A 23,302-nucleotide genomic window follows, 5' to 3' on the forward strand; every position below is an offset into this window, starting at 1 on the left:
AACATTTGTTTTTAAATCCTATTTACTGATTTTCCATACTTCTTAGGCTTTTTGTAAACACATATAGCATTTAATGCGTAAGAAATCAATTATATTTGCAGCATCTTTTAAAGGAGATTTGATTTATGAAGCATATCAGAAACTTTTGCATTATTGCACATATTGATCACGGAAAAAGCACATTAGCTGATCGCTTGTTAGATTTCACAGGCACTGTCACTGCTCGTGAAAAGCAAGACCAGCTTTTAGATAGCATGGATTTGGAGCGTGAACGTGGTATAACCATTAAATCACATGCCATTCAAATGGAATATATCTTTGAAGGTGAAAACTATGTGTTAAATCTTATTGACACTCCAGGTCATGTTGATTTTTCATATGAAGTGTCGCGATCTATTGCTGCCTGTGAAGGTGCGTTATTAATTGTTGATGCAGCACAAAGCATACAGGCACAAACGATTTCAAACCTGTATCTCGCTTTAGAAAATGATTTAGAAATTATTCCTGTACTTAATAAAGTTGATTTACCTAGTGCTAATCCGGAAGAAGTAACAGACGATATTGTAGACCTTTTAGGTTGCGATCCAGAAGAAGTAATCCATGCCAGTGGAAAAACAGGTTTTGGAGTTGAAAATATTTTAGAAGCCATTATTAAACGTGTTCCTGCTCCCAAAGGAAATGTAGATGAACCGCTTCAGGCATTAATTTTTGATTCTGTTTATAATCCGTTTAGAGGTGTTGAAACTTATTTTAGAGTCATTAATGGTTCAATCAAGAAGAATCAGGAAATCAAATTTATAGCAACAGGTAAAACCTATGGTGCTGATGAAGTTGGAACTTTAAAACTAAAACAATTCCCAAGACAGGAGATTAAAGCTGGTGACGTGGGTTATGTCATTACTGGAATTAAAGAGGCTAAAGAAGTAAAAGTTGGTGATACCATTACAGATGCTAAAAACCCTACAACCAATCCAATTGAAGGATTTGAAGATGTAAAACCAATGGTTTTTGCTGGAATTTATCCTGTAGACACAGAAGATTACGAAGAACTTCGTGCCTCCATGGAAAAGCTTCAGCTTAACGATGCATCATTAGTATTTACACCTGAAAGCTCGGCTGCCTTGGGCTTCGGTTTTCGTTGTGGTTTCTTAGGAATGCTTCATATGGAAATTATTCAAGAACGTTTGGAGCGTGAATTTGATATGACTGTTATTACAACGGTTCCTAACGTATCTTACCACGCTTTTACTAATAAAAATACTGATGAGATTGTGATTGTTAATAATCCTTCAGACTTACCAGAACCTTCCACATTAAATCGTGTTGAAGAACCATATATTAAGGCAACTATCATTACAAAATCTGATTTTGTTGGTAACGTGATGTCGCTTTGTATTGAAAAACGAGGCATCATAACAAACCAGACCTATCTCACAACCGAACGTGTAGAATTAAACTTTGACATGCCTTTAGCTGAAATTGTTTTTGATTTTTACGATCGTTTAAAAACAGTTTCGAAAGGATATGCCTCTTTTGATTATTCTCCAATTGGAATGCGAGCCTCTAAATTAGTTCGTGTTGATATTTTATTGAATGGTCAAACAGTAGATGCGCTTTCAGCTTTAATTCATGCGGATAATGCTTACCATATTGGTAAAAGAATAACCGAAAAGTTAAAAGAACTTATTCCAAGACAACAATTTGATATTCCTATTCAAGCTGCTATTGGTGCAAAAATTATTGCTAGAGAAACGATTAAAGCTTTACGTAAAGATGTAACTGCAAAATGTTATGGTGGAGATATTTCGCGTAAACGTAAACTTTTAGAAAAACAGAAAAAAGGTAAAAAACGTATGCGTCAAGTAGGAAATGTAGAAATACCTCAGCAAGCGTTTATGGCTGTACTAAAATTGAATGATTAATCTTACAAATAGATTTTTATATATTATAAACCGAAGTGTTATACTTCGGTTTTTTTATACTTCTTCTACATCAAAGTGCTTTCCTAAATACACCAATTTATAGCCTTCCTTAATGGTGTCTATATTTTTACTGAAGGAAGATATGATTTGTAAGTCTCCTTCATCACTTTTTATAAAAAGAGGAATTACATTTTTATCTTTATTTGCGGCATCGATTAGAGAGTCGTAGTGTGCTTTGTCATTAATATCTATTTCATGAATAGCAGGATATTTTCGAGCAACTTCTGTTAGTTTTATATAATCATCAGTGTGAGAGAATAACCCTTCTGTAGGGTTGTTATTGTCGTCGTTCATTTCGTCTATTGACACCAATCTGAAACTACCATGTTCGCCAAAATTTTTGCTAAAGCGATCGATGGTATATTTATTAATATCTGAATTACCTGTCATTGCCATTAAGTAACCAATATCATTGAGTTCAATATTATCGGTTAATGTTTCAGAATAAATATTGACATTCATAGCTTCTAAACCAAGTTCTTTTGCGCTATTGATATTAGTTTGATTGCTATCAATCATCACAACATGCCTGTTATTCTCTTCTAAATAATGCCCAATTAATCTGGAAAACTTAGAAGCTCCAACGATTAAAATACCTTCCGACTTTGTTAAAAAGACACCAACAATTTTAGCAAATACTCGAGCTGTTGTTGCATTTAATAAAACGGTTCCGAGTACAATCATAAACACCAAAGGTGTAATATATTCGGCTCCTTCAACACCTTGTTTTAATAATTTGCTTCCAAAAAGAGATGCAATTCCGGCAGCAACAATACCTCTTGGACCAACCCAACTAATAAATAGTTTTTCTTTAGTTTTAAGTTTGGAACCATAGGTACTTAAAAAAACCGCTAAAGGTCTTATAATAAACACCACTATCGCAAATAATATAGCTGTTTCCCAATTGTACAACAACATTAAATCTTCAATATTAATGTTTGCGGCTAATAGAATAAACAAAATAGAAATTAGTAATACACTTAAAGACTCTTTAAAATAAAGGAGTTCCTTTATGTTTTGAAGTTTTCCATTACCTAATACCATTCCCATAACAACAACTGCTAATAAACCTGATTCATGAGCAAAAACATCAGACTCTACATATACTAAAAGTACTGTAGACAAGGAAACAACATTTAATAGATAATGAGGAATTAAGTTTTTATTTATTGCAAATGCAAGGGCGTGGGCAAATGTAAATCCGAAAGTCGTTCCGAATAAAATAATTTTACCAAACTCAATAAACGCCGTTTTAGTAAAACCACTATCACCTCCAACACTAATAAATTCAAAGACCAAAACAGCAACTAATGCACCTATTGGATCAATTAAAATCCCTTCCCATTTAAGAACTGTAGACACATCTTTTTTTAGCGGAATATTTCTAAGTATTGGTGTAATTACTGTAGGTCCAGTAACAATAATTAAAGCAGAAAACAAGAAGCAGATTTCCCAGCTCAGCCCAAAGATAAAATGAGATGCTATAGCTGCTCCAAAAAATGTGACGATAGAACCTAAGGTAATTAATTTTGTAATGGATGGTCCAACATTTTTTATTTCAGATCGTTTTAAAGTTAAGCCACCTTCAAATAAAATGACACTAATAGCAAGAGATACAAAATAGTATAAACCTTCTCCTGGAAATAATCCTTTTTCTCCGTTCCATATAGGTTCAATCCATTTGGTTCCATCTTCTGATAAAAATTCGGCAGCAATAGGTCCAACTAAAAGTCCGATTAAAATCAACGGTAAAATTGCTGGTATTTTAAATTTCCAAGCAACCCATTGTGCCAATATACCCAAAATGATTATTCCTGCTAATTCTACCATACCTTAAAAATTTTGAAAGCTAAAGGTAAATCAATTTTAACAACTTAAAAAACATCAGAAAAGAACTTGAGGAATTAACCGTTTAAGGAATGTGCAAAACAGCAATATATTACGCTTTCAAAATTTAAAATTTAGAAGAGATCGTTTTTTAAGCATTAAAATAAATGTATCAGACTTTGATTTATCTTAACTTTTGATGCTTATACAGTTGAGTATTAAGAGTGGTTTTTTTTATGTACTGCTAACTTAATTCAAAAGGAAAAAAATAAGGAATAATGAACGATGCTGCTATCCAAATAATAATATTAAGAGGTGTTCCAATTTTTAAATAATCAGTAAACTTATAATTTCCGGGCGCATAAACCATAGTATTGGTTGGATAACTCATTGGTGTCATAAATGTTAATGAGCATGCAAACATCACAGCCACTAAAAACGGACGGTTACTAATTTGCATGGCTTCAGATAAGCTGATGACTATAGGAGCCATTAAAGCAGCTGTTGCCTTACTAGATATAAGATTGGTACAAATAAAAGTGACTAAGTAAAGTAAACTCAAGGTAATTTGAGCATCGTATTGACCAAGGGTTTCTTTTATATAATTTGCTATAAGTGTTGCTCCTCCTACCTTCTCCAATGCTGTACCCATAGAAAGCACACCAGCCATCATAAAAATGACCTTCCACTCTACCGCTTTATAGGCTTCAATCGGTTTCAATATTCCAATCAATATCATCAGTAATGCACCAATCATTGCACTAACTAATATGGAGGTGATGTTGAGCGATGCAGCTAATACAACACCAATTCCTATTAATACTGCTGGTATGGCCTTTTTATAATCGGTTTTTTTCTTTACGTATTCCGAAAGTCTGACGATAATCTTATTGGATTCCAAATTATTGATATCCTCATTTTGGCCTAAAATGAGTAACATATCACCTTCCTTTAATTTGATATGACTTAATTTATCGAACTTATTTTTTGCTCTTTGCCTCAATGCAATTACAGAGGATTTATACTGTTTTCTGAAATCAATTTCTTTTAAGGATACTCCTGATAAACTAGAACCATAAGGAATGATGACTTCGTAAAGATTAAAGGATTTAAATTTTTCTTCGGCAACCTTCATACGATTAGAGCCTTTGACACTATAACCTTCTAAATCTAAAAGTCTGGATAGTGTTTCTGGTGGTACAATGATTTTTAATATATCACCTTTTAATAATCTGGTATCTAGACCAAAGTTGTGCTTTAGTACATCGTTTCTAAGTATTGACAACACATTAACACCATAATCGGTAACAAGTTGAGATTTTCCCAGAAGTCTGTTAAGGTCTTCACAGTTATCTTCAATATAAAGTTCTGTAATATAAGACTCTGCTTTTTTTGTGAATTCATTGTTATCTCCTCTGTTTTTTGGTAACAACAATGGTCCGATTATAAATAGGTAGGCAAATCCAATAGCTAACAAGCATAATGCTGCTCCACTAAACTCAAACATACCAAACTCTTCAACGCCATATTTTTTAGCATAACTACTTACCAATATATTTGTAGACGTACCTATTAATGTACAAGTGCCACCAAATAATGCAGCAAAAGAAATAGGTATCAAAAGCATACTGGGTCTAATATTCGTTTCTCTGCAGACCGTTAAAGCAATAGGAAGTAATAAAGCAACAACTGCTGTATCATTAACAAATGCAGAAAAAAAACCTGAAATACTGCAAAACACTATAAGAGCAACACTATAATGTGTTTTTGCCAGTTTAATTATTTTAAAACTTAAGCCATCTAAGATTCCCGAATTAAAAACGCCTCCACTTACAACAAAAATACAGCCCAAAGTAATCGTTGCAGGATGATTAAAACCCGAAAAACCTTCCTCTGGACTTAAGACACCAGCAACGATAAACATTGCCATAATAAGTATAGAAGTGGTATCAATAGAAAAGTAGTCTTTCACAAAGAGAAAAACACCAACTAGAATTATAGCAAATGTTATCAATAAATCCATTGTAGACCAAAATTATTGGTTCTAATTACTATCCTTAACCTTTTCTTCAGATTTATAATATACTCGTTTTAAGCTCTTTTTTAATAAGGTAAATCTATATACTCCAATAACAAAAAAAATTCCGCTAAAAATTAAAGATAACAATGCCAAGTACTTAAAATTTGTAAATTCTTTAAGTTGAAAAAATGCGATACCTCCTAAAAGTAAATAAAGTGATGACCTTATGTAAGACAATAGTGTACGTTCATTAGCTAATCGTGTGCGCTCAATTGCCAGATAATCTCTCAATATAACTTGTTCATCTGGTTTAAAATCTCTACCAAACCGTAACAATTTCATCTTTTTAATTTTAGGAGTAGATTTCATCTGATTAAATTTTCATTTATAAAACGCGTATGCTTAAGATACGAAATTTAGTAAAAATGTTAAAAATCCCTCAATTAACAGTGCTTTAATGAAATAATGTTTATTGCTTTTAGTAATTTGCATCTTAATTATCCTCTTATATGAATTTGTACCCTATAAACGCTGGAAATTTTAAACTTGATGGTGGTGCCATGTTTGGTGTGGTTCCAAAATCTTTATGGACAAGAACTAATCCTGCAGACACAAACAACATGATTGATATTGCAGCCCGATGTTTGTTAATTGAAGATGGAAATCGACTAATTTTAATCGATACTGGTATGGGAAACAAACAAAGTGATAAGTTTTTTGGCTACTATTACCTATGGGGAAATGATACTATTGACAACTCTCTAAAAAGGTATGGATTTCATCGTGATGACATTACAGATGTATTTATGACACATTTGCATTTTGATCATTGTGGTGGTAGTATTCAATGGAATAAAGACCGAACAGGTTATGAACCCGCTTTTAAAAATGCACAATTTTGGAGTAATAAAGATCACTGGAAATGGGCAACCGAACCAAACAATCGTGAAAAAGCGTCGTTCTTAAAAGAAAACATTATACCCATGGAAGAAAGTGGTCAGTTAAAATTTACTTCCGTTCCAGAATTAGACATTCTTAAAAATTCGGAACTTGGTTTCGATATCTTCTTTGCTAATGGCCATACCGATAAACAAATGATTCCTATGATTCAATATAAGGACAAAACCATTTGTTTTATGGCAGATTTACTGCCTACAGCAGGTCATTTACCGCTACCATTTGTAATGGGTTATGATACGAGACCGTTACTAACTTTAGATGAAAAAGAAAAATTTCTTAATCTGGCAGCAGATCATAATTATTATTTGTTTTTAGAACACGATGCACACAATGAAATTATCACTGTGCAACATACAGAAAAAGGTGTCAGATTAAAAAATGTATTCACTACGAATGATATTTTTAATTAAAATGAATAATTACATTAAGGCTTTTACTTTATACGTTTGCTTTTCAGTACTACTTTATGGTTGTGGTAGTTCGTCAAGTATTATTTCTACTCCTGTTGAAAACATTGACGGTTCGCCATTAAAAGTTTCAAAATTAACAGAAACAGAACTTCATAAATGGTCTCATTTAGACTTAGTGAAAGACACTATTCCAGGAATGAGTGTTGAAAAAGCTTATGATGAACTTATTAAAAATAAAAAAGGTAAAACTGTAATTGTTGCGGTTATTGATTCTGCAACTGATATAGATCATGAAGACTTAGATGATGTGTTATGGACCAACGAAAAAGAAATTCCAAATAATGGAAAAGATGATGATAACAACGGTTATATTGATGACATTCATGGCTGGAATTTTATTGGTGATACCTATTACGAACAATTAGAATATGTAAGACTATTAGCTTCTGGTGATAAAAACAATCCCAGATATGCTGAAGCAGAAGAAAAATATAATGCCGAATATCAAAAATATGCTCAGCTCAAGACCAATTCTTCACAATTATTACAAGAAGTTATTAATGCAGATACTGCCATTTCAAATCATTTAAAGAAGAAAAATTATACTAAAGAAGACGTGAATTCTATTAAAACTGAAGACAAAGCACTTCAAGATTCAGTTTTATTGATGCGTTACATATTGAGTCTTGATTATGATACTGTTGAAGCTTTTAAAACAGCTGTTGAAAGTGATTTAGTGATTATTAATACACGATTAGATTACCATTTAAACAAAAATTTTAAGGGCAGAAAAACGGGTGATAATCCAAATAATATTTCAGATGTTGGTTACGGAAACAATAACCCAAGACCAACTGTAAAAAAAGAAAGTCACGGCACACACGTTAGTGGTATCATTTTAGCCGAACGCGATAATAATAAAGGCATAAAAGGTATTGCTAATAATGCGAAACTTATGGCTATCAGATCTACACCTAATGGTGACGAATATGATAAAGATGTCGCCTTGGCTATCAGATATGCAGCAGATAATGGTGCAAAAATTATCAATATGAGTTTTGGTAAATCTTTTTCACCTCATAGTGATTGGGTAAGAGATGCTATTCGGTATGCTGCCTCTAAAGATGTGCTAATTGTTCATGGTGCAGGAAATGATGCTCATAGTATTGATGTACATAAAAATTATCCTAATGATGCCATTGGTACAGGAGAAGAAATTACTGATAATTTCATTACTGTTGGTGCTTTGACACCTAGATATGGTTCAAATATGGTTGCTGATTATTCTAACTACGGAAAAATTAACGTCGATGTGTTTGCTCCTGGTTCTGAAATTTATTCATCTATGCCTGAAAACGAATACAAACTGCAAAACGGAACCTCAATGTCTGCACCAAATGTGGCTGGTGTTGCAGTTTTAATTCGATCTCAATACCCAAACTTATCAGCTCCTCAGGTAAAACAAATTATTATGGATTCAGGATTACCAATAAATACTAAAGTCATTGTTGGTGAATCCAGATCTATAGAAAACCTTACAGACATCTCTAAATCTGGAAAAATTGTTAATGCTTATAACGCTCTAATTATGGCGTCGCAAGTGGTAAATCAGTAATAATAAATTCAAAATTCTATCAATGAAATACCTCATTGTTTTAATCTTATCATCTTTATGCTTTCTTTTCGCTAATTCTGAAACTTCAGCACAAACACCTCAAATCGTTTACAAAACAGAGGGCTATTGGCAACAACAAGCAAACTATACTATGGATATTGATATGGACGTGACATCTAATCAATTTAAAGGCAAACAAAACATCGTTTACACAAATAATTCTCCTGATGAATTAGACAAAGTGTTTTATCATTTATATTTTAATGCGTTTCAACCAGGTAGTGAGATGGATATTAGAGCACAGACTATTTTAGATCCAGACAGACGATTAGCCCCAAATGTTGGTACAAAAGAAACACCTGTTTATAAAAGTAGAATTGCGAAGCTGCAACCAGATGAAATAGGGTATATTAAAATCGAGTCATTGCTCCAAAATGAAAAACCACTTACTTATGATGTCGTTGGAACTGTTTTAGAAGTGAAACTCAATCAACCTATACAACCTGGAGAGCAAGTGAATTTTGATATGGTTTTTAACGGACAGGTGCCTGTTCAAATTCGACGTTCTGGAAGGTACAATAAAGAAGGAGTTGCATTATCAATGAGTCAGTGGTATCCTAAATTAGCAGAATATGACGACGAAGGATGGCATGCTTATTCGTATATCGCAAGAGAATTTTACAGTGTTTGGGGAAATTACGATGTAAAAATTACCATTGACAAAAACTATATCATTGGTGGAACAGGTTATCTTCAAAATGCAAACGAAATTGGTCATGGTTATGCTAAAAAAACTATTGAAACAAAAAGTGATAAGCTCACTTGGCATTTTGTAGCGCCAAATGTTCATGATTTTGCTTGGGCTGCAGATCCAGATTATAACCATGATATATTAAAAGTTGAAAACGGACCAGCGCTTCATTTCTTCTATAAGAATACTATGTCTCCACAACAATTAGAGAACTGGAAACAGCTACAACCTAAAGCAGCAAAATTAATGACGTATTACAGTAATTTGGTAGGACCATATCCTTATGAGCAATATTCCATAATACAAGGAGGAGATGCTGGTATGGAATATGGAATGTGTACGTTTATTAGAGGTGAAGTTGAACTTGAAAGCATGTTTAAATCTACAGTATCTCATGAAATGGCTCATACTTGGTTTCAGTTTTTATTAGCTTCAAATGAAGCCAAACATGAGTGGATGGATGAGGGCTTTGCTACTTATATTGAATATAAAGCAATGAATGATTTTTATAACGAAAATAAAACAAATCCATGGGAAAAATTATATACACGTTATATAGAAATTGCAAATTCTGGTTTGGAACAACCACAAACTAATTATGCCGATAAATATGAATTAAACAGCATATACAGCACTGCTTCTTATCATAAAGGATGTGTCTTTTTATCGCAATTGGGTTATGTAATTGGTGAAGATAACTTAAATAAAACCATCAAAAAATATTATAATGATTTTGTTTTTAAACACCCTAAACCGTTCGATATAATTCGAAGTGCAGAAAAAATTTCAGGACTTGAACTCGATTGGTATTTAATCGACTTCACACAAACCACAAACACTATAGATTATGCTGTTAAACATATTGATAAAAAAACTGTTGAACTTGAGCGTATCGGATTAATGCCAATGCCTTTAGATCTCACTGTAACTTATACAGATAAATCAACCGAGAATTTTTACATACCATTACGACAAATGCGAGGAGAAAAGCCTACTTCAGCAACACTTCTTGAAGACTGGGCTTGGGTGTTTCCAACGTATCGCTTTAAGACCTCAAAAAAAATTGAATCTGTCCAGATTGATCCATCAGGCTTAATGGCAGATGTAAATACTGAAAATAATCTATCTTATAGAGACAAAAAGAATTGAGTAGTGCTTCATAATATAGTATAACAAATGTTTGATTTTAATGTGCTTTTACTATCTTGGCTCTTACATCAAAGCACAGGATTCAATACGTTGCACTATGTTACATATAGGTGAGAAAATAACAGCAATTATCAATCGGTTTAACCTTAATAACTATGCGTTTTCAAAACGTATTGGTGTAACAGGTACTACAATAGATAGTATAGTTAATGGTCGTCCGCAAAAAGATGGTTCAAGAAAAAAAACCAAGCCAGGTTATGATGTGCTTTTAGCGATTATTAATGAATTTGATATCAATCCTGATTATCTATTTGGAAAAAACGATATCATGCTGGCATCTGAAGTAAAACCCATTCAAACATATTCAGGAATACCTCAAGTAATTTCTACAACATCTGAAGGTAATGAAAATGTTGTTTTCGTATCAACCAAAGCAAGAGCTGGCTATTTGAGCGGTTATGGAGATGTCGATTATATCGAATCGCTTCCATCGTTTAAAATGCCATTATTAACCAACGGAACATTCAGGTGTTTTGAAGTTCAGGGTAACTCAATGGTACAAACATTTTACGATGGTGATCTGGTCTTCGGAAAATATGTTGAAGCGATTTCAGATATCAAAGACAACGAGGTTTATGTCGTGGTAAGTAAAAATGATGGTGTGGTTTTAAAACGCCTTATTCATCAGTCTAAAAACCAGCAAAAATTCATTCTGAAAAGTGATAATAAAGATGGTAATTTTCCCGATTACAGCATCCTTTCAGAGGATATTATGGAGGTTTGGCAAGTAACAATGTACGCATCAAAACAAATCCCTAAACCTGTTGATGTCTTTGACAAATTACATGAACTTGAAAGCAAGATTATGAACCTTGAACATAAAATTGAAAAGCATTAAATGTCATTCTCATATCCAAAAAAGGAAAAACTGAAACATCAGAAGTTAGTTGAGAAACTATTTTCTGAAGGGAAATCTGTGTCTGTTTTTCCACTTAGAATGGTCTATTTAAAAACAGACTTTAAAGATGATGCAAAGTTTAAAACAGGTGTTTCAACCAGTAAGCGAAATTTCAAAAATGCAGTGGATAGAAATCGCATCAAACGCCTACTCAGAGAAGCTTACAGACTTAATAAAGCTGCACATTTTAACAACATTTCTGGATCTTATGCGTTAATGATTTTGTACCTTAGTAAAGATGGAACAGATTTTGAGTCTATTGACCTGAAAATGAAACAACTTTTAGATGCTTTTTCAAAAAAAGTGTCCCAAAACTAAACACCGAACATGATGAAAAGAATACTACATAAACGAATTCTTATTCCGCTAATTGCGGTTACTGTATTTTTTGGAGGAACCGCTTTTAAAAGCGACTTTTTTGAAATAGCTAAACAAATTGAAATCTTTACGACTGTGTTTAAAGAACTCAACATGAATTATGTTGATGATACCAATCCTGGAGATTTAATGGATACTGCGATTAAAAGCATGTTGGAAGATTTAGACCCTTATACCAACTATTATAACGAACAAGATGTAGAAGCGTCTAGAATTAATAACTCAGGAGATTATACAGGTATTGGTGCTAATGTTTTAACACTTAAAGATAAATTGGTTATTGTTGAGCCTTATAAAGATTATGCAGCAGACAAAGCCGGTTTAAAAGCTGGTGACGAAATTATAAAGGTAGATAATGTTGTTGTAGCAGATTTTAAAGATGACGCTGGAAACCTTCTACATGGTGCTGCAGGCTCTGAGGTAAAAGTTACTTATATAAGACAGGGGAAAACTGAAACTGCTACGATTAAGCGTGAAGCTGTCGATATTAATGCTGTTCCTCATTTTTCAATGATTGACGATCAAACAGGGTATATAGTGCTTCGTAAATTTACTCGCAAAGCCTCTTCTGAAACCAAAAGTGCTGTTAGGTCTTTAAAAAATCAAGGTGCCAAACAACTCATTTTAGATCTTAGGGGAAATCCTGGAGGTTTACTAACTGAAGCCGTTAATGTTACCAATATTTTTGTCCCTAAAGACCAACTGGTCGTTACTACAAAATCTAAAGTAGAAAAATACAATAAAACCTATTATACTCAAAGAGAGCCAGTAGATACTGAAATTCCCATTGTTGTTCTTATTGATGGCAGTAGCGCATCTGCAAGCGAAATTATTGCTGGTGCACTTCAAGATTTAGATCGAGGTGTTGTTATTGGAGCACGAAGCTTCGGAAAAGGATTGGTTCAACGTCCAAAACCTCTGGTTTACGGTACACAAATTAAAGTCACCATTTCACGTTACTACACACCTTCTGGTCGATGTATACAAGCTTTAGATTACTGGAATAGAGATGAAAACGGAAAAGCAACACGTGTAAAACGAGAAAACTATAACGCTTTCAAGACAAAAAAAGGAAGAACGGTTTATGATGGTGGAGGAATTCAACCTGATTTAGAGTTAGAAGCTTCAAAACAAAGCCCAATTACAAATGCCATTTTAGCTGAAAATTTAATTTTTAAATACGCTACAAATTATTATTACAATCATCCTGAACCAACAGATATTACACAATTTGAATTAACAGATGCTGAATTTTCTAGTTTTAAAAATTTCTTAATAAGTAATCATTTTAATTTTGATACAAAAGCTGAAAAAGCCTTTGCTGAAGCCTATTTAATTGCTAAAGAAGAAAAAATAGGAACAGCTATAGATTCCGATTACGAAGATTTATTAAATGCATTAAATGCTTATAAAACACAAGCTATTGATGCTAATAAAAATGAAATATTGGCTTTATTATCAGATGAAATTATAAAACGCTATTTTTATAGAGAAGGGCTATACACTTATTATAAAGCTACAAACCCTGAAATTCAAAAAGGTAAAGAAATACTTAATTCATCTTCTAATTATCAAGGTTATTTAGATTAAAAAATCATAGAATTTTGATATAAAAATCAAAATAAACTATATTAGAAACCTTGTTTTAAATACAGCATGAAAAAAATACCTCTTGTCATATTACTTTTTTGCTCTTTTTTGTTTGCCCAAACAGAAATAAAAACGCATGAGGTATATTTTGAAACAGATCAATTTGAAATTCCTCCAACAGAACACTATCGGCTACTATTATTCTTGTCTGAAATAGAAACACTTGATATCAAAAAAGTATCTATTTATGGGTTTACAGATGATAGAGGCAGTGACTCTTATAACTTGGTTTTATCTCAAAATAGAGCTAATTCAATAAAAACCATTTTTTCAAATAATGAATTTGACGAATCTATCATTACCAATGTGGATGGTAAAGGTGAGGTTCTTTTAAAACTTGTTAAAGAAGAAGATATTCATAAAATTAGAGGCCTTAATAGAAAGGTTGAAATTATTGTAGAACCGTATAATCCTTCACGTGTTCAAAAAGTGGTCGATAAAAAACCTAAGGTTGAAGATATTATAAAAGGAGAATTAAAAGCAGGTGATAAATTTACATTAGATAACATTCTTTTTAAAACAGGTTACAGTAAACTATTACCAGAGTCTAAAGCAACTCTCGAAAGTATAGCTCAGGCACTATTAGAACGAAAAGATATTTATTTTACCATTCAAGGTCATGTGTGTTGTACACAAAACAGTAGAGATGCCATAGACCGAAAAACTAAAAAACGAAATCTTTCAGTGGCAAGAGCAAAATATATCTATGACTTTTTAGCCAAAAAAGGGGTTAATAAACGTCGCATGAAATACGTTGGTATGCGACGAAAATTTCCGTTAGGAGGTGAACCAAAATTTGACCGTCGTGTTGAAATTTTAGTGACTTACGTTGGTGAAGTTAATCAACGTAATTAACGTTTAATCATCCCAATATGCGGAATACCATCTTCAAGGTACTCCTCTCCTATTTCATGAAATTCTAAATTATTATAAAAACGTTTTAAATACGTTTGAGCAGATATTTTAATAGTAGTAACCTGATAATGGTTTTTTATAGCTTCAATTGAAGCGTTCATAATATCATAGCCATATTGATGCTGACGTTCAGAGTGTTTAACCACTACTCTACCAATACTGGCTTCTTTAAAATAATCACCTGGTTTAAAGAGTCTTGTGTAAGCTACTAAAGTCTTATTTTTATAACCCAACACATGAAGTGATTTCTGATCTTTTCCATCAATATCCTGATAGACACAATCTTGTTCCACAACAAAAACTTCACTTCTTAGTTGAAGCACATCATACAACTCTTGTGTTGTTAATTCCTGAAAGGTTTTTATTGTAGTCTCTAGCATAATTACGCTTTTCGTCATTCTGAACTCGATTCAAGATCTCATTATTTTGGATTCTGCATCAGTGAAAATGTCAATTTTCTGGTTATCAATCCTGAACAATAACATCTTTATCATCACATTTTCCAAATTCTGGTTGAATATTTACGTGATTAATTCCGAAGTTATTGAATACTAAATCTTCTATTTTATGTAAAATGGTATCAAATTGTGATAAGGTAATATCTTTTTTAAAATCTATATGTGCTTCTAAATGAATTTCTTCTTCATTTAATTGCCATATATGCACATGATGAACATTTTTTATTAATTCAATATTTTGAAGCACATTAACAATGTCTTCTACTTCAATTGATTCAGGAGTAAACAGCATCAATACTTTGAACGAATCTTTAAGTAAATTATATCCCATTATAATAAGATACATAGCAATTACAAACGTTAAAACACTATCTACCCAAAACAACTGATAATATTTCATTAATAAACCACCAATCAATACTGCAACACTTGCCATCATATCGGTTAGCAAGTGTAAATAAGCACTTTTCATATTCATGTTTGTATGACTATCTTTTTTAAGAAGTAATACACTAAATCCATTTCCTAAAATCGCAACAAATGATAACCAAATAACTACATTAGATTCAATTTCTTGCGGATTTAAAAAACGTTCAACAGCTTCTATAATTAATAAAACAGCAACAATAATGAGCGTTGCAGCATTTATAAAAGCTGCTAAAATTTCTGCGCGTTTATAACCAAATGTTTTTTTTAAAGATGCTTTTTGTTTAGAAAGTCGGTCAGCAATATAACTTATTATAAGAGAGATGACATCGCTAAAATTATGAAGTGCATCACTCAGTAATGACAAACTACCCGAAAGTAGTCCACCAATCACCTGAGCAACTGTGATTACAATATTTAATACAATAGAAATTAAAAGATTTCTACCTTTTAAATCGTTATGAGAATGTGAGTGATTATGAGAATGACCCATTTAATATGAAACAGGTATTTTATCTACACGATTTTGATGACGTCCTCCTTCGAATTCAGTATTTAAAAAAGTATCAACCATTTCAATAGCTTGTTGTTTTGCTGTAAAACGTGCAGGAATACTTAAGATATTAGCATTATTATGCTGTCTAGCTAATGTTACTATTTCTTTAGTCCAGCATAAAGCAGATCGTACACCTTGATGTTTATTGGCAGTCATATTTGCACCATTTCCACTGCCACAGATAATGATTCCTAAATCGACTTTTTTAGATGCAACATCTTTAGCAACAGGATGCACAAAATCTGGATAATCAACACTATCAGTTGAGTTGGTTCCGTAGTTATTAACTGTATAACCTTTAGCTTCTAAATGTTCTAAAATAGCTTGTTTATATTCGGTTCCTGCGTGATCGTTACCTATAGAGATTGTCATGGTTATATAGTGTTGTTTAAAAGTATAAAGTTAATAATTGCTCACAAATAATCCGAAGGATATTAAAGTTAGTTATCCATAATGTTTAGGTTTGAAATTAAAATGGGATTCTTTACTTATAAAGCATGTTAACATCTTTAGATTTACAGCTCATTACTTGTTCATATCTTCTCTTAAGTATTTAAAACTTTTATTAGGATTATTTAGGAATTTTTTCAAACCAAAACTAAAATGAAACGACCTAAAAACTTACTCATTTTTTTTGGTGAAGTTATCAGTCTTAAAAGACATAGATTCCAACACTAAAATTAAAATTACTTATTAAATATGAGTTGTCAACATCAGTTATGAACAGCTGTTAATAGCATTCAAAAAAACGTTATAAATGAGTCTTTTAAATGTAAATTTAATGTTAACTAACTATTCATTGAATTCTATAAATCACTAATCAAAATAAATTGAATTAAAGTTATACCGCTATTAACAAGCTATCATAATCATTATTTATTTTTTAAATTTTTAAAAGAAAAAAGATTATATATATATATGTTGATAACTACATTTTTTATGATTAGGAATGATTTCTTTTAAAAATAGTAAAGTTGTTTTTATTTATAAAGACCTCAAAAAAATTCATTATTGAATAATTATACGTCATCTTGAGTGGATTCCGAAGCATAAGGAATTGTATCGAGAAGTTTTATCAAAAGTGCTGTAAATTTTACAGCGCTTTTTCATTAATTTAACAGTACCTAAACACTATTAAATAATTAAACCGTAGATTTGCAGAAACTTAATATCTTCACTCCTCCTTGTATTAAGTGAATTAAGAAAGAATTCCTAACACTTTTAGGAAACGAAATATGATTACAAATTAAATGACAAAAAAGAAAAAAAGGAAGCCATCTCATAACAGGATTTCCAACCTTACAAATACCATTCTTAGTATTTTAAAAAAAGAACGAACTAAAACGTTTAACTATAAACAAATTGCTGCTATACTTGGTGTTAACGATGCCAGTAGCAGAAATCAAATCATAAAGAAACTTCAACAACTCAAAGCAAAACAAGAGATTGAAGAAGTAGATCGTGGTAAATTTAAAGCCATAGTAAATACCGAATACCATACTGGTCGTGTCGATATGGCGTCTCGAGGTTCAGGCTATATTATTAGTGACGATTTTGAAGATGATGTCTACATCGCCTCAAATAATATGAATAAAGCACTTCATGGTGATGAAGTCGAATTTTACGCGTATAAACGTCGAAAACGAGGCAAGCTTGAAGGTGAAATCACAAGCATTATTAAACGTGCTAAAAGTGAATATGTTGGTGTGATTCAAATTCATGATAAGAAAAACTTTGCATTTGTGATTCCTGATGGTAACAAAATGTACACTGATATTTTCGTACCTATTAATAAAATTAATAAAGCGGAAGATGGTGATAAAGTATTAGTATCCTTAGAAGATTGGCCAGAAAAAGCCGATTCTCCTCATGGGCGCGTTCTTAAAGTGCTCGGTAAACCAGGAGAGCACAACACTGAAATTCACGCTATTTTAGCCGAATATGGCTTACCTCTTGAATTTCCTCACGACGTTGAAGAATTTGCTAACAAAATTGATACAACAATTACTAAAAAAGAAATCGCAAAACGTCGCGATATGCGCAAAGATTTAACCCTTACCATTGATCCTAAAGATGCAAAAGATTTTGATGATGCGCTTTCATTTAAAGTCTTAGATAACGGCTTGTTTGAAATCGGAATTCATATTGCTGATGTGTCGCATTACTTACAAGAAAACACCATCTTAGATGATGAAGCTTATGAACGTGCAACCTCAGTTTATTTAGTTGATAGAGTTGTGCCAATGCTTCCAGAAATCTTATCAAATGGAGCGTGTTCATTACGACCACATGAAGAGAAATATACCTTTTCTGCAGTATTTAAAATGAATGACAAAGCTGAAATCAAAGACCAATGGTTTGGAAGAACTGTTACCTATTCTGATGCGCGATTTGCCTATGAAGAAGCACAAGCAATTATTGAACAAAATACCACATTGAGTGGAGTAGAAGTACTTAAGAATCCTAATAAGATTGAGGTAACAATTCCTAAAGAGGTTTCACTTACAGGAAAACAATACAAAACCACTCAATCAGTTGCTCAAGCCACTTTAAAACTTGACGAGCTAGCTAAAATCATGCGTCGTAAACGTATGAGTTCTGGAGCGATTTCTTTTGATAAGGTAGAAGTTAAATTCAACTTAGATGACAACGCTAATCCTGTTGGTGTATTCTTTAAAACCAGTAAAGATGCTAATAAATTAATTGAAGAATTTATGCTCTTGGCGAATAAAAAAGTAGCTGAATTTATCGGTAAACAAAACCCTAAGAAAACTTTCGTCTATCGTGTTCATGATGAGCCCGATGACAGTAAATTGGCTGCGTTACAAAATGTCGTAGGTCGTTTCGGATATAAACTTAATCTTAAAGATCGAAAAACAGTGGCATCATCTTTAAATAATTTATTAAAAGAGGTAGATGGTAAAAAAGAACAAAATTTAGTCGATACGCTTACCATTCGTACGATGAGTAAAGCCGAGTATACCACGCATAATATCGGACATTACGGATTAGCATTCGATTATTACACACATTTTACATCACCAATTCGTCGTTATCCAGATGTGATGGTACATCGTTTGTTACAGCATTATCTCGATAAAGGTACATCTGCAAATGAAGCCATTTATGAAGACAAGTGTAACCATTCTAGTAATATGGAAAATCTGGCGACAAAAGCTGAGCGTGATTCTATAAAATACATGCAGATTCGCTTTATGGAAGATCATAAAAATGAAAATTTTGTAGGTGTGATTTCTGGTGTGACAGATTGGGGAATTTATGTTGAAATCATCGAGAATAAATGTGAAGGTATGGTTAGCGTCAGAGACATGAAAGATGACCATTATGCTTTTGATGAAGATCATTATGCCTTGGTAGGTAAAAACTCTAAAACTATGTATCAACTCGGAGATGAGGTAGTTGTTAAAGTAAAAAACACCGATTTGGTTAAGAAGCATCTAGATTTTACATTGATTGGAAAACATGCAGAAGATTAATAATTATGGCGTTACCTAAAGGTCAGGCTATCCGTTATATCTTTTGGTAAACAACCAAAAGGATGCCACTCCTATCCTTAACGCGACATTTTACTTTTTATGATGTTTTAGGTATACTATGTAACATTTATAGTAAAGACATTACAAATAAAAAAAACTCATTATCATGATTCTAACCACAACCAATTCTATTGAAGGCTTTAAAATAATAGATTACAAAGGTATTGTAACAGGTGTTTCATTATTTGACGGAAAGATTGCAATGGGATTTAGTATGTCAAAGTATCTTAAATCCATTCAGGATAGTATAGATACTACTAAAGAAAAGGCATTTCAGACTCTTACAGAAAATGCAAAAAAATTAGGTGCTAATGCTGTTGTAGGTATCAAAGTTGAAATTGAATTAACCACAAGTAATACTGCTATGGTTTCTGTTACAGGAACGGCAGTTTCTGTGGCTTAGTTGTATTCGTTTTTTTTAAAAACTGTAACAATTTTGTTTTTGTGAGCTCTTTAGTAACAGAAACATGTATCACATACAAAAAAACATATTCAAATGAGAACTTTTTTAGCTATTACATTACTCTTTTTAAGCACTTTATTATCAGCTCAAAATCCTAAAGAAAAAGGTGTTGGCGATTTTTCCGAAGTCAAAGTATTCGATTTAATCGAAGTTAATTTAATTAAATCTGATGTTGATAAAGTTGAAATTACTGGTGATGATATTGAAGATGTTGAGGTTCTTAATAAAAATGGCAAGCTAAAAATTAGAATGAAACTTGATAAAATCTTTAATGGTGATAAAACATTTGTAGCAGTGTATTATACAAAGCTGAATGTCATCGATGGTAATGAAGGTGCTTTTATCTCTTCGAACGAATTAATTACACAAGATTATATCGAGCTCAGAGCACAAGAAGGCGCACGTCTTAAAATTGGTTTAGATGTCGATAAAGTAGATATAAGAGCTGTTACTGGTGGCATTATCGAAACCAGAGGTAAAGCTGTTTCACAAGATATTACGTTAAATACTGGAGGTATTTATGAAGGGAGATCTTTTGAAACCAAAAATACATCTGTAAATATCAAAGCTGCTGGAGAGGCCGACGTTTATGCATCAAATGAAGTGACTGCAAAAGTGCTTGCTGGAGGTGACGTATTTATTTATGGTAATCCAGAAAATATTCAGGAAAAAACAACCTTAGGTGGTCGCGTTAAGCGCATGAACTAATCCTAAGCTATTAAGTTGATAAAGCGTCTTTTTTTCTTAGTTTTGTAAGAAAGCGATGCAATTCATATGTTTGATGATATTTTAGCTGCCATTCCCTTCGGAATATTTCTCGCCTTCACTATCGGTCCAGTATTTTTTGTACTGCTCGAAACCAGTGCTACTAAAGGCTTTAAAAGCGCTTTAATTTTTGATTTAGGCGTTATTTTTGCAGATATTATTTTTATTCTTCTCGCATTTTACAGTACAAATAAGATAGTGGATAAACTTAAAGATGATCCCAACTTTGTCATTTTTGGAGGTGTTTTATTAGTGACTTACGGAATTATCTCTTTTACTAAAACATCTAAATCGTTCAGATCAATCGTTAGGGAATATCATAAAGTAGAAATTAAAAAAAATGTTTACGGCAAATTATTCATCAAAGGCTTTTTTCTTAATTTCGTTAATATTGGTGTATTAATCGGTTGGCTTGTGTTTATAGCTGCAGGAAACTCTTTAACCGAAACAAAAGAAGGGCTTTACGTGTTTGTTGCCACCATACTTATTGTTTATTTTTTAACAGACCTGGTTAAAATAGCTGTAGCAAAACGACTTAGAAATAGGTTAACTCCAAGGCTAATATTTAAAACAAAAAAAATTATTGCTCTGGTGATTTTGGGCTTTGGTATTTTATTGTTAGTTCAAGGTCTGTTTCCACAGGGAAAAGAACGACTTCAGGAAGAGATCGAGCATCGTTTGTAATCAATTTTAATTTTTTATAAACTTATAATGAAACATTTTCGAACCATTTTTAATCTTTAAAATATATATTCCAGGATTTATGGTATTCGTATTGATTGTTTTAGTTATAGTACCAGAGAGAACTTCCATACCATTTACGCTTAGTATCAAATAAGTAGCATCTGTATTAAGTCCTTTAATATGTAATTCATTTTGAACTGGATTTGGCCATAAGGATAAGTTATTTTCTATTTTTATATCTTCAAAAGATAATGTAACTGCATCTAAAGTAATCACTCTATTTCCTAATAATTCCGTAATATGCAATTCATTGTTATACTTAACAAATCCCACTGGATAAAGTAACCCGGTTTGTATCACATTCAATGATGGTGAACCAGCATTAATATCTACATTAGAAACTCGACCATTATTATCAGCTATATATAAAAGGTCATTATCAAAAAATAACCCAAATACATTATTCAAGCCAGTAATAACATCTGATGCAGAAGGATTGTTTGTTGTTGTATCAGCTTTTACAACTTTACCTCCATTATAATCTGAAATATATAATTCAGTATTGTTCATTAAAAGACTAGAAGGTGTTGTTAGACCGGAAATAAAAGTTTCAAGGGTAGGTGAGTTATCTGCAATATTTATTTTTGAGACTTTGTTACCATTAAATTCAGCAATATATAAGTCATTGCCATTTAAAGCTAAACCATAAGGCACACTCACACCTGTAACAACAGTAGAAACTATAGGATTACTTTGTGTTATATCTATTTTAACAATTCTGTTGGAACCACTTTCAGCAATATATAAGTCATTCCCGTTTAATGCAAGACCATAAGGAGAATTGACGTTATTAAGAACTGTAACAGGACTCGGTGAGCTTGAAGAAAGATCTACTTTAGAAATTTTATTTCCAAAAAATTCGGCAATATATAAATCATTACCATTCAAAACCATTTCGGTTGGACCATTAAAACCATTTACTACCGTATTGACCTGACTGTGAATATTACTGAAACAAAAAGTTAATAGAATAAATAAAATGTAATTTTTTTTCATTGCGTTTAGTTTTAAAAGCTGTAAAACTATAATTACATCCTAGTTTCTAAAATACGTCATTTGTCGTATTTTCTTTAATTGCAATGGCAAACAATTATTATAATTGATTAATAATGAAAGTATTTAGTTGTTTATAAAAATAAAAAAACCCTCAACAACAGTTGAAGGTTTTTTGAGGCATCTAGCGGATTCGAACCGCTGTAGAAGGTTTTGCAGACCTCTGCCTAGCCACTCGGCCAAGATGCCAATATAAATCTCGTTATTCCTAGAGAGTCGCAAATGTAAAAAAAATTACCATTTTACACTATTAACCCTTAGTTTTTTCGTCTTTCGGTCATTTTTATCGTTACCATTTCAACATCTCCACCAATTGGAGGATTAAGTTTACTCACACTAATTGTTGCTTTTTTTACCAAAGCGTCTTCTTTAAAGATACGTTTCAAAATGCGTTTTGCAACTGTTTCTAGAAGTTTTGAAGGGTATTTCATTTCTTCCTTAACAATCTTATTTAAAAGCACATAGTCAACAGTATCACTTAATTTATCTGAGCTTGCCGAAGCTTTTAAATTTGCTTTAACTTCCAAATCAACCCGATAGTTACTACCAATTTTGGTTTCTTCATTTAAACAACCATGAAAGGCATAAACACGTATATTTTCAACTTTAATTATTCCCAAAGCATTCTATTTTAAAGCAAATATATGACGCAAATATTTAATAAC

20 protein-coding genes and 1 tRNA gene are annotated in these 23,302 nt (G+C 32.2%); 12 read left to right on the forward strand and 9 right to left on the reverse strand.

Going from position 1 to position 23,302, the window contains the following annotated elements; all coding sequences use genetic code 11:
• The first annotated feature begins 125 nt into the window (after positions 1-125).
• Positions 126-1,922 (forward strand): translation elongation factor 4, encoded by a 1,797-nt coding sequence (lepA, locus tag ACRHNM_RS01630; RefSeq protein WP_431132982.1) that lies wholly within the window; start codon positions 126-128, stop codon positions 1,920-1,922.
• A 54-nt stretch (positions 1,923-1,976) separates the two neighbouring features.
• On the opposite strand, the gene ACRHNM_RS01635 is transcribed toward lepA, so the two are convergent.
• From ACRHNM_RS01635 to ACRHNM_RS01645, 3 genes are all read right to left on the reverse strand, one after another.
• Positions 1,977-3,812 carry a cation:proton antiporter gene (locus tag ACRHNM_RS01635; protein WP_431132986.1) on the reverse strand — a complete coding sequence of 612 codons (1,836 nt, stop codon included), beginning with the start codon at positions 3,810-3,812 and terminating at the stop codon, positions 1,977-1,979.
• Between the two features lie 241 nt (positions 3,813-4,053).
• On the reverse strand, positions 4,054-5,832 hold the full coding sequence (locus ACRHNM_RS01640) for an SLC13 family permease (RefSeq protein WP_431132988.1): 1,779 nt from the start codon (positions 5,830-5,832) through the stop codon (positions 4,054-4,056).
• A 21-nt stretch (positions 5,833-5,853) separates the two neighbouring features.
• On the reverse strand, positions 5,854-6,198 hold the full coding sequence (locus ACRHNM_RS01645) for a DUF202 domain-containing protein (RefSeq protein ID WP_431132990.1): 345 nt from the start codon (positions 6,196-6,198) through the stop codon (positions 5,854-5,856).
• 140 nt (positions 6,199-6,338) lie between these two features.
• Between ACRHNM_RS01645 and ACRHNM_RS01650 the strand changes: the two genes are divergently transcribed.
• The 7 genes from ACRHNM_RS01650 to ACRHNM_RS01680 all read left to right on the forward strand — a co-directional run bounded on the left by ACRHNM_RS01650 (position 6,339) and on the right by ACRHNM_RS01680 (position 14,555).
• Positions 6,339-7,199 (forward strand): MBL fold metallo-hydrolase, encoded by an 861-nt coding sequence (locus ACRHNM_RS01650; protein WP_431132992.1) that lies wholly within the window; start codon positions 6,339-6,341, stop codon positions 7,197-7,199.
• Between the two features lies 1 nt (position 7,200).
• Positions 7,201-8,814 (forward strand): S8 family peptidase, encoded by a 1,614-nt coding sequence (locus tag ACRHNM_RS01655; protein WP_431132994.1) that lies wholly within the window; start codon positions 7,201-7,203, stop codon positions 8,812-8,814.
• Between the two features lie 22 nt (positions 8,815-8,836).
• Positions 8,837-10,714: a M1 family metallopeptidase gene (locus ACRHNM_RS01660; protein WP_431132996.1), complete on the forward strand. Its 1,878-nt coding sequence runs from the start codon at positions 8,837-8,839 to the stop codon at positions 10,712-10,714.
• Between the two features lie 97 nt (positions 10,715-10,811).
• Positions 10,812-11,612: an XRE family transcriptional regulator gene (locus tag ACRHNM_RS01665; protein WP_431132998.1), complete on the forward strand. Its 801-nt coding sequence runs from the start codon at positions 10,812-10,814 to the stop codon at positions 11,610-11,612.
• Entirely contained in the window at positions 11,613-11,990 is a 378-nt protein-coding gene (gene rnpA / locus ACRHNM_RS01670) for a ribonuclease P protein component (RefSeq protein ID WP_431133000.1), read from the forward strand.
• A gap of 12 nt (positions 11,991-12,002) precedes the next feature.
• Positions 12,003-13,640, forward strand: a complete 1,638-nt coding sequence (locus tag ACRHNM_RS01675; protein WP_431133002.1) for a S41 family peptidase — start codon at positions 12,003-12,005, stop codon at positions 13,638-13,640.
• A gap of 66 nt (positions 13,641-13,706) precedes the next feature.
• Positions 13,707-14,555 (forward strand): OmpA family protein, encoded by an 849-nt coding sequence (locus ACRHNM_RS01680; RefSeq protein ID WP_431133004.1) that lies wholly within the window; start codon positions 13,707-13,709, stop codon positions 14,553-14,555.
• Here ACRHNM_RS01680 and ACRHNM_RS01685 read toward each other — a convergent pair.
• The 3 genes from ACRHNM_RS01685 to rpiB form a co-directional block, all read right to left on the reverse strand.
• A complete protein-coding gene (locus ACRHNM_RS01685; RefSeq protein ID WP_431133006.1) occupies positions 14,552-14,995 on the reverse strand; it encodes a GNAT family N-acetyltransferase in 444 nt (147 codons plus the stop codon). The two genes, ACRHNM_RS01680 and ACRHNM_RS01685, sit on opposite strands and share 4 nt — an antisense overlap.
• A gap of 85 nt (positions 14,996-15,080) precedes the next feature.
• Complete coding sequence (locus ACRHNM_RS01690; RefSeq protein WP_431133008.1) at positions 15,081-15,992, reverse strand: cation diffusion facilitator family transporter; 912 nt, start codon at positions 15,990-15,992, stop codon at positions 15,081-15,083.
• Positions 15,993-16,427 carry a ribose 5-phosphate isomerase B gene (gene rpiB, locus ACRHNM_RS01695; RefSeq protein ID WP_431133010.1) on the reverse strand — a complete coding sequence of 145 codons (435 nt, stop codon included), beginning with the start codon at positions 16,425-16,427 and terminating at the stop codon, positions 15,993-15,995.
• 878 nt (positions 16,428-17,305) lie between these two features.
• Between rpiB and ACRHNM_RS01700 the strand changes: the two genes are divergently transcribed.
• The 4 genes from ACRHNM_RS01700 (at position 17,306) to ACRHNM_RS01715 (ending at position 21,524) form a co-directional block, all read left to right on the forward strand.
• A complete protein-coding gene (locus tag ACRHNM_RS01700) occupies positions 17,306-19,552 on the forward strand; it encodes a ribonuclease R family protein (protein WP_431133012.1) in 2,247 nt (748 codons plus the stop codon).
• 166 nt (positions 19,553-19,718) lie between these two features.
• On the forward strand, positions 19,719-20,015 hold the full coding sequence (locus tag ACRHNM_RS01705; RefSeq protein ID WP_431133014.1) for a YbjQ family protein: 297 nt from the start codon (positions 19,719-19,721) through the stop codon (positions 20,013-20,015).
• A gap of 93 nt (positions 20,016-20,108) precedes the next feature.
• Positions 20,109-20,783 (forward strand): head GIN domain-containing protein, encoded by a 675-nt coding sequence (locus tag ACRHNM_RS01710; RefSeq protein ID WP_431133016.1) that lies wholly within the window; start codon positions 20,109-20,111, stop codon positions 20,781-20,783.
• A gap of 66 nt (positions 20,784-20,849) precedes the next feature.
• The gene (locus tag ACRHNM_RS01715) at positions 20,850-21,524 is read left to right on the forward strand and encodes a LysE family translocator (RefSeq protein ID WP_431133018.1); all 675 of its coding nucleotides are present in this window, start codon (positions 20,850-20,852) and stop codon (positions 21,522-21,524) included.
• Positions 21,525-21,530: 6 nt separating this feature from the next.
• On the opposite strand, the gene ACRHNM_RS01720 is transcribed toward ACRHNM_RS01715, so the two are convergent.
• The 3 genes from ACRHNM_RS01720 to folB form a co-directional block, all read right to left on the reverse strand.
• Positions 21,531-22,580 (reverse strand): T9SS type A sorting domain-containing protein, encoded by a 1,050-nt coding sequence (locus ACRHNM_RS01720; protein ID WP_431133020.1) that lies wholly within the window; start codon positions 22,578-22,580, stop codon positions 21,531-21,533.
• A gap of 175 nt (positions 22,581-22,755) precedes the next feature.
• Positions 22,756-22,826 (reverse strand) — tRNA-Cys (locus ACRHNM_RS01725).
• A 68-nt stretch (positions 22,827-22,894) separates the two neighbouring features.
• Entirely contained in the window at positions 22,895-23,257 is a 363-nt protein-coding gene (gene folB, locus ACRHNM_RS01730; RefSeq protein ID WP_431133022.1) for a dihydroneopterin aldolase, read from the reverse strand.
• Positions 23,258-23,302 lie beyond the last annotated feature (45 nt).

Source organism: Psychroserpens mesophilus (assembly GCF_050617655.1).
In the GTDB taxonomy this organism is placed as follows: domain Bacteria; phylum Bacteroidota; class Bacteroidia; order Flavobacteriales; family Flavobacteriaceae; genus Psychroserpens; species Psychroserpens mesophilus_A.

What these genes read in the sequence shown, in the direction of transcription:
- ACRHNM_RS01720 (WP_431133020.1), bottom strand. Translation starts at nt 22,580, where the DNA reads ATGAAAAAAAATTACATTTTATTTATTCTATTAACTTTTTGTTTCAGT.
- ACRHNM_RS01635 (WP_431132986.1), bottom strand. Translation starts at nt 3,812, where the DNA reads ATGGTAGAATTAGCAGGAATAATCATTTTGGGTATATTGGCACAATGG.
- ACRHNM_RS01690 (WP_431133008.1), bottom strand. Translation starts at nt 15,992, where the DNA reads ATGGGTCATTCTCATAATCACTCACATTCTCATAACGATTTAAAAGGT.
- ACRHNM_RS01645 (WP_431132990.1), bottom strand. Translation starts at nt 6,198, where the DNA reads ATGAAATCTACTCCTAAAATTAAAAAGATGAAATTGTTACGGTTTGGT.
- ACRHNM_RS01655 (WP_431132994.1), top strand. Translation starts at nt 7,201, where the DNA reads ATGAATAATTACATTAAGGCTTTTACTTTATACGTTTGCTTTTCAGTA.
- ACRHNM_RS01650 (WP_431132992.1), top strand. Translation starts at nt 6,339, where the DNA reads ATGAATTTGTACCCTATAAACGCTGGAAATTTTAAACTTGATGGTGGT.
- ACRHNM_RS01685 (WP_431133006.1), bottom strand. Translation starts at nt 14,995, where the DNA reads ATGCTAGAGACTACAATAAAAACCTTTCAGGAATTAACAACACAAGAG.
- ACRHNM_RS01665 (WP_431132998.1), top strand. Translation starts at nt 10,812, where the DNA reads ATGTTACATATAGGTGAGAAAATAACAGCAATTATCAATCGGTTTAAC.
- ACRHNM_RS01660 (WP_431132996.1), top strand. Translation starts at nt 8,837, where the DNA reads ATGAAATACCTCATTGTTTTAATCTTATCATCTTTATGCTTTCTTTTC.
- ACRHNM_RS01700 (WP_431133012.1), top strand. Translation starts at nt 17,306, where the DNA reads ATGACAAAAAAGAAAAAAAGGAAGCCATCTCATAACAGGATTTCCAAC.
- rnpA (WP_431133000.1), top strand. Translation starts at nt 11,613, where the DNA reads ATGTCATTCTCATATCCAAAAAAGGAAAAACTGAAACATCAGAAGTTA.
- ACRHNM_RS01640 (WP_431132988.1), bottom strand. Translation starts at nt 5,832, where the DNA reads ATGGATTTATTGATAACATTTGCTATAATTCTAGTTGGTGTTTTTCTC.
- ACRHNM_RS01715 (WP_431133018.1), top strand. Translation starts at nt 20,850, where the DNA reads ATGTTTGATGATATTTTAGCTGCCATTCCCTTCGGAATATTTCTCGCC.
- ACRHNM_RS01675 (WP_431133002.1), top strand. Translation starts at nt 12,003, where the DNA reads ATGAAAAGAATACTACATAAACGAATTCTTATTCCGCTAATTGCGGTT.
- ACRHNM_RS01705 (WP_431133014.1), top strand. Translation starts at nt 19,719, where the DNA reads ATGATTCTAACCACAACCAATTCTATTGAAGGCTTTAAAATAATAGAT.
- lepA (WP_431132982.1), top strand. Translation starts at nt 126, where the DNA reads ATGAAGCATATCAGAAACTTTTGCATTATTGCACATATTGATCACGGA.
- rpiB (WP_431133010.1), bottom strand. Translation starts at nt 16,427, where the DNA reads ATGACAATCTCTATAGGTAACGATCACGCAGGAACCGAATATAAACAA.
- ACRHNM_RS01710 (WP_431133016.1), top strand. Translation starts at nt 20,109, where the DNA reads ATGAGAACTTTTTTAGCTATTACATTACTCTTTTTAAGCACTTTATTA.
- ACRHNM_RS01680 (WP_431133004.1), top strand. Translation starts at nt 13,707, where the DNA reads ATGAAAAAAATACCTCTTGTCATATTACTTTTTTGCTCTTTTTTGTTT.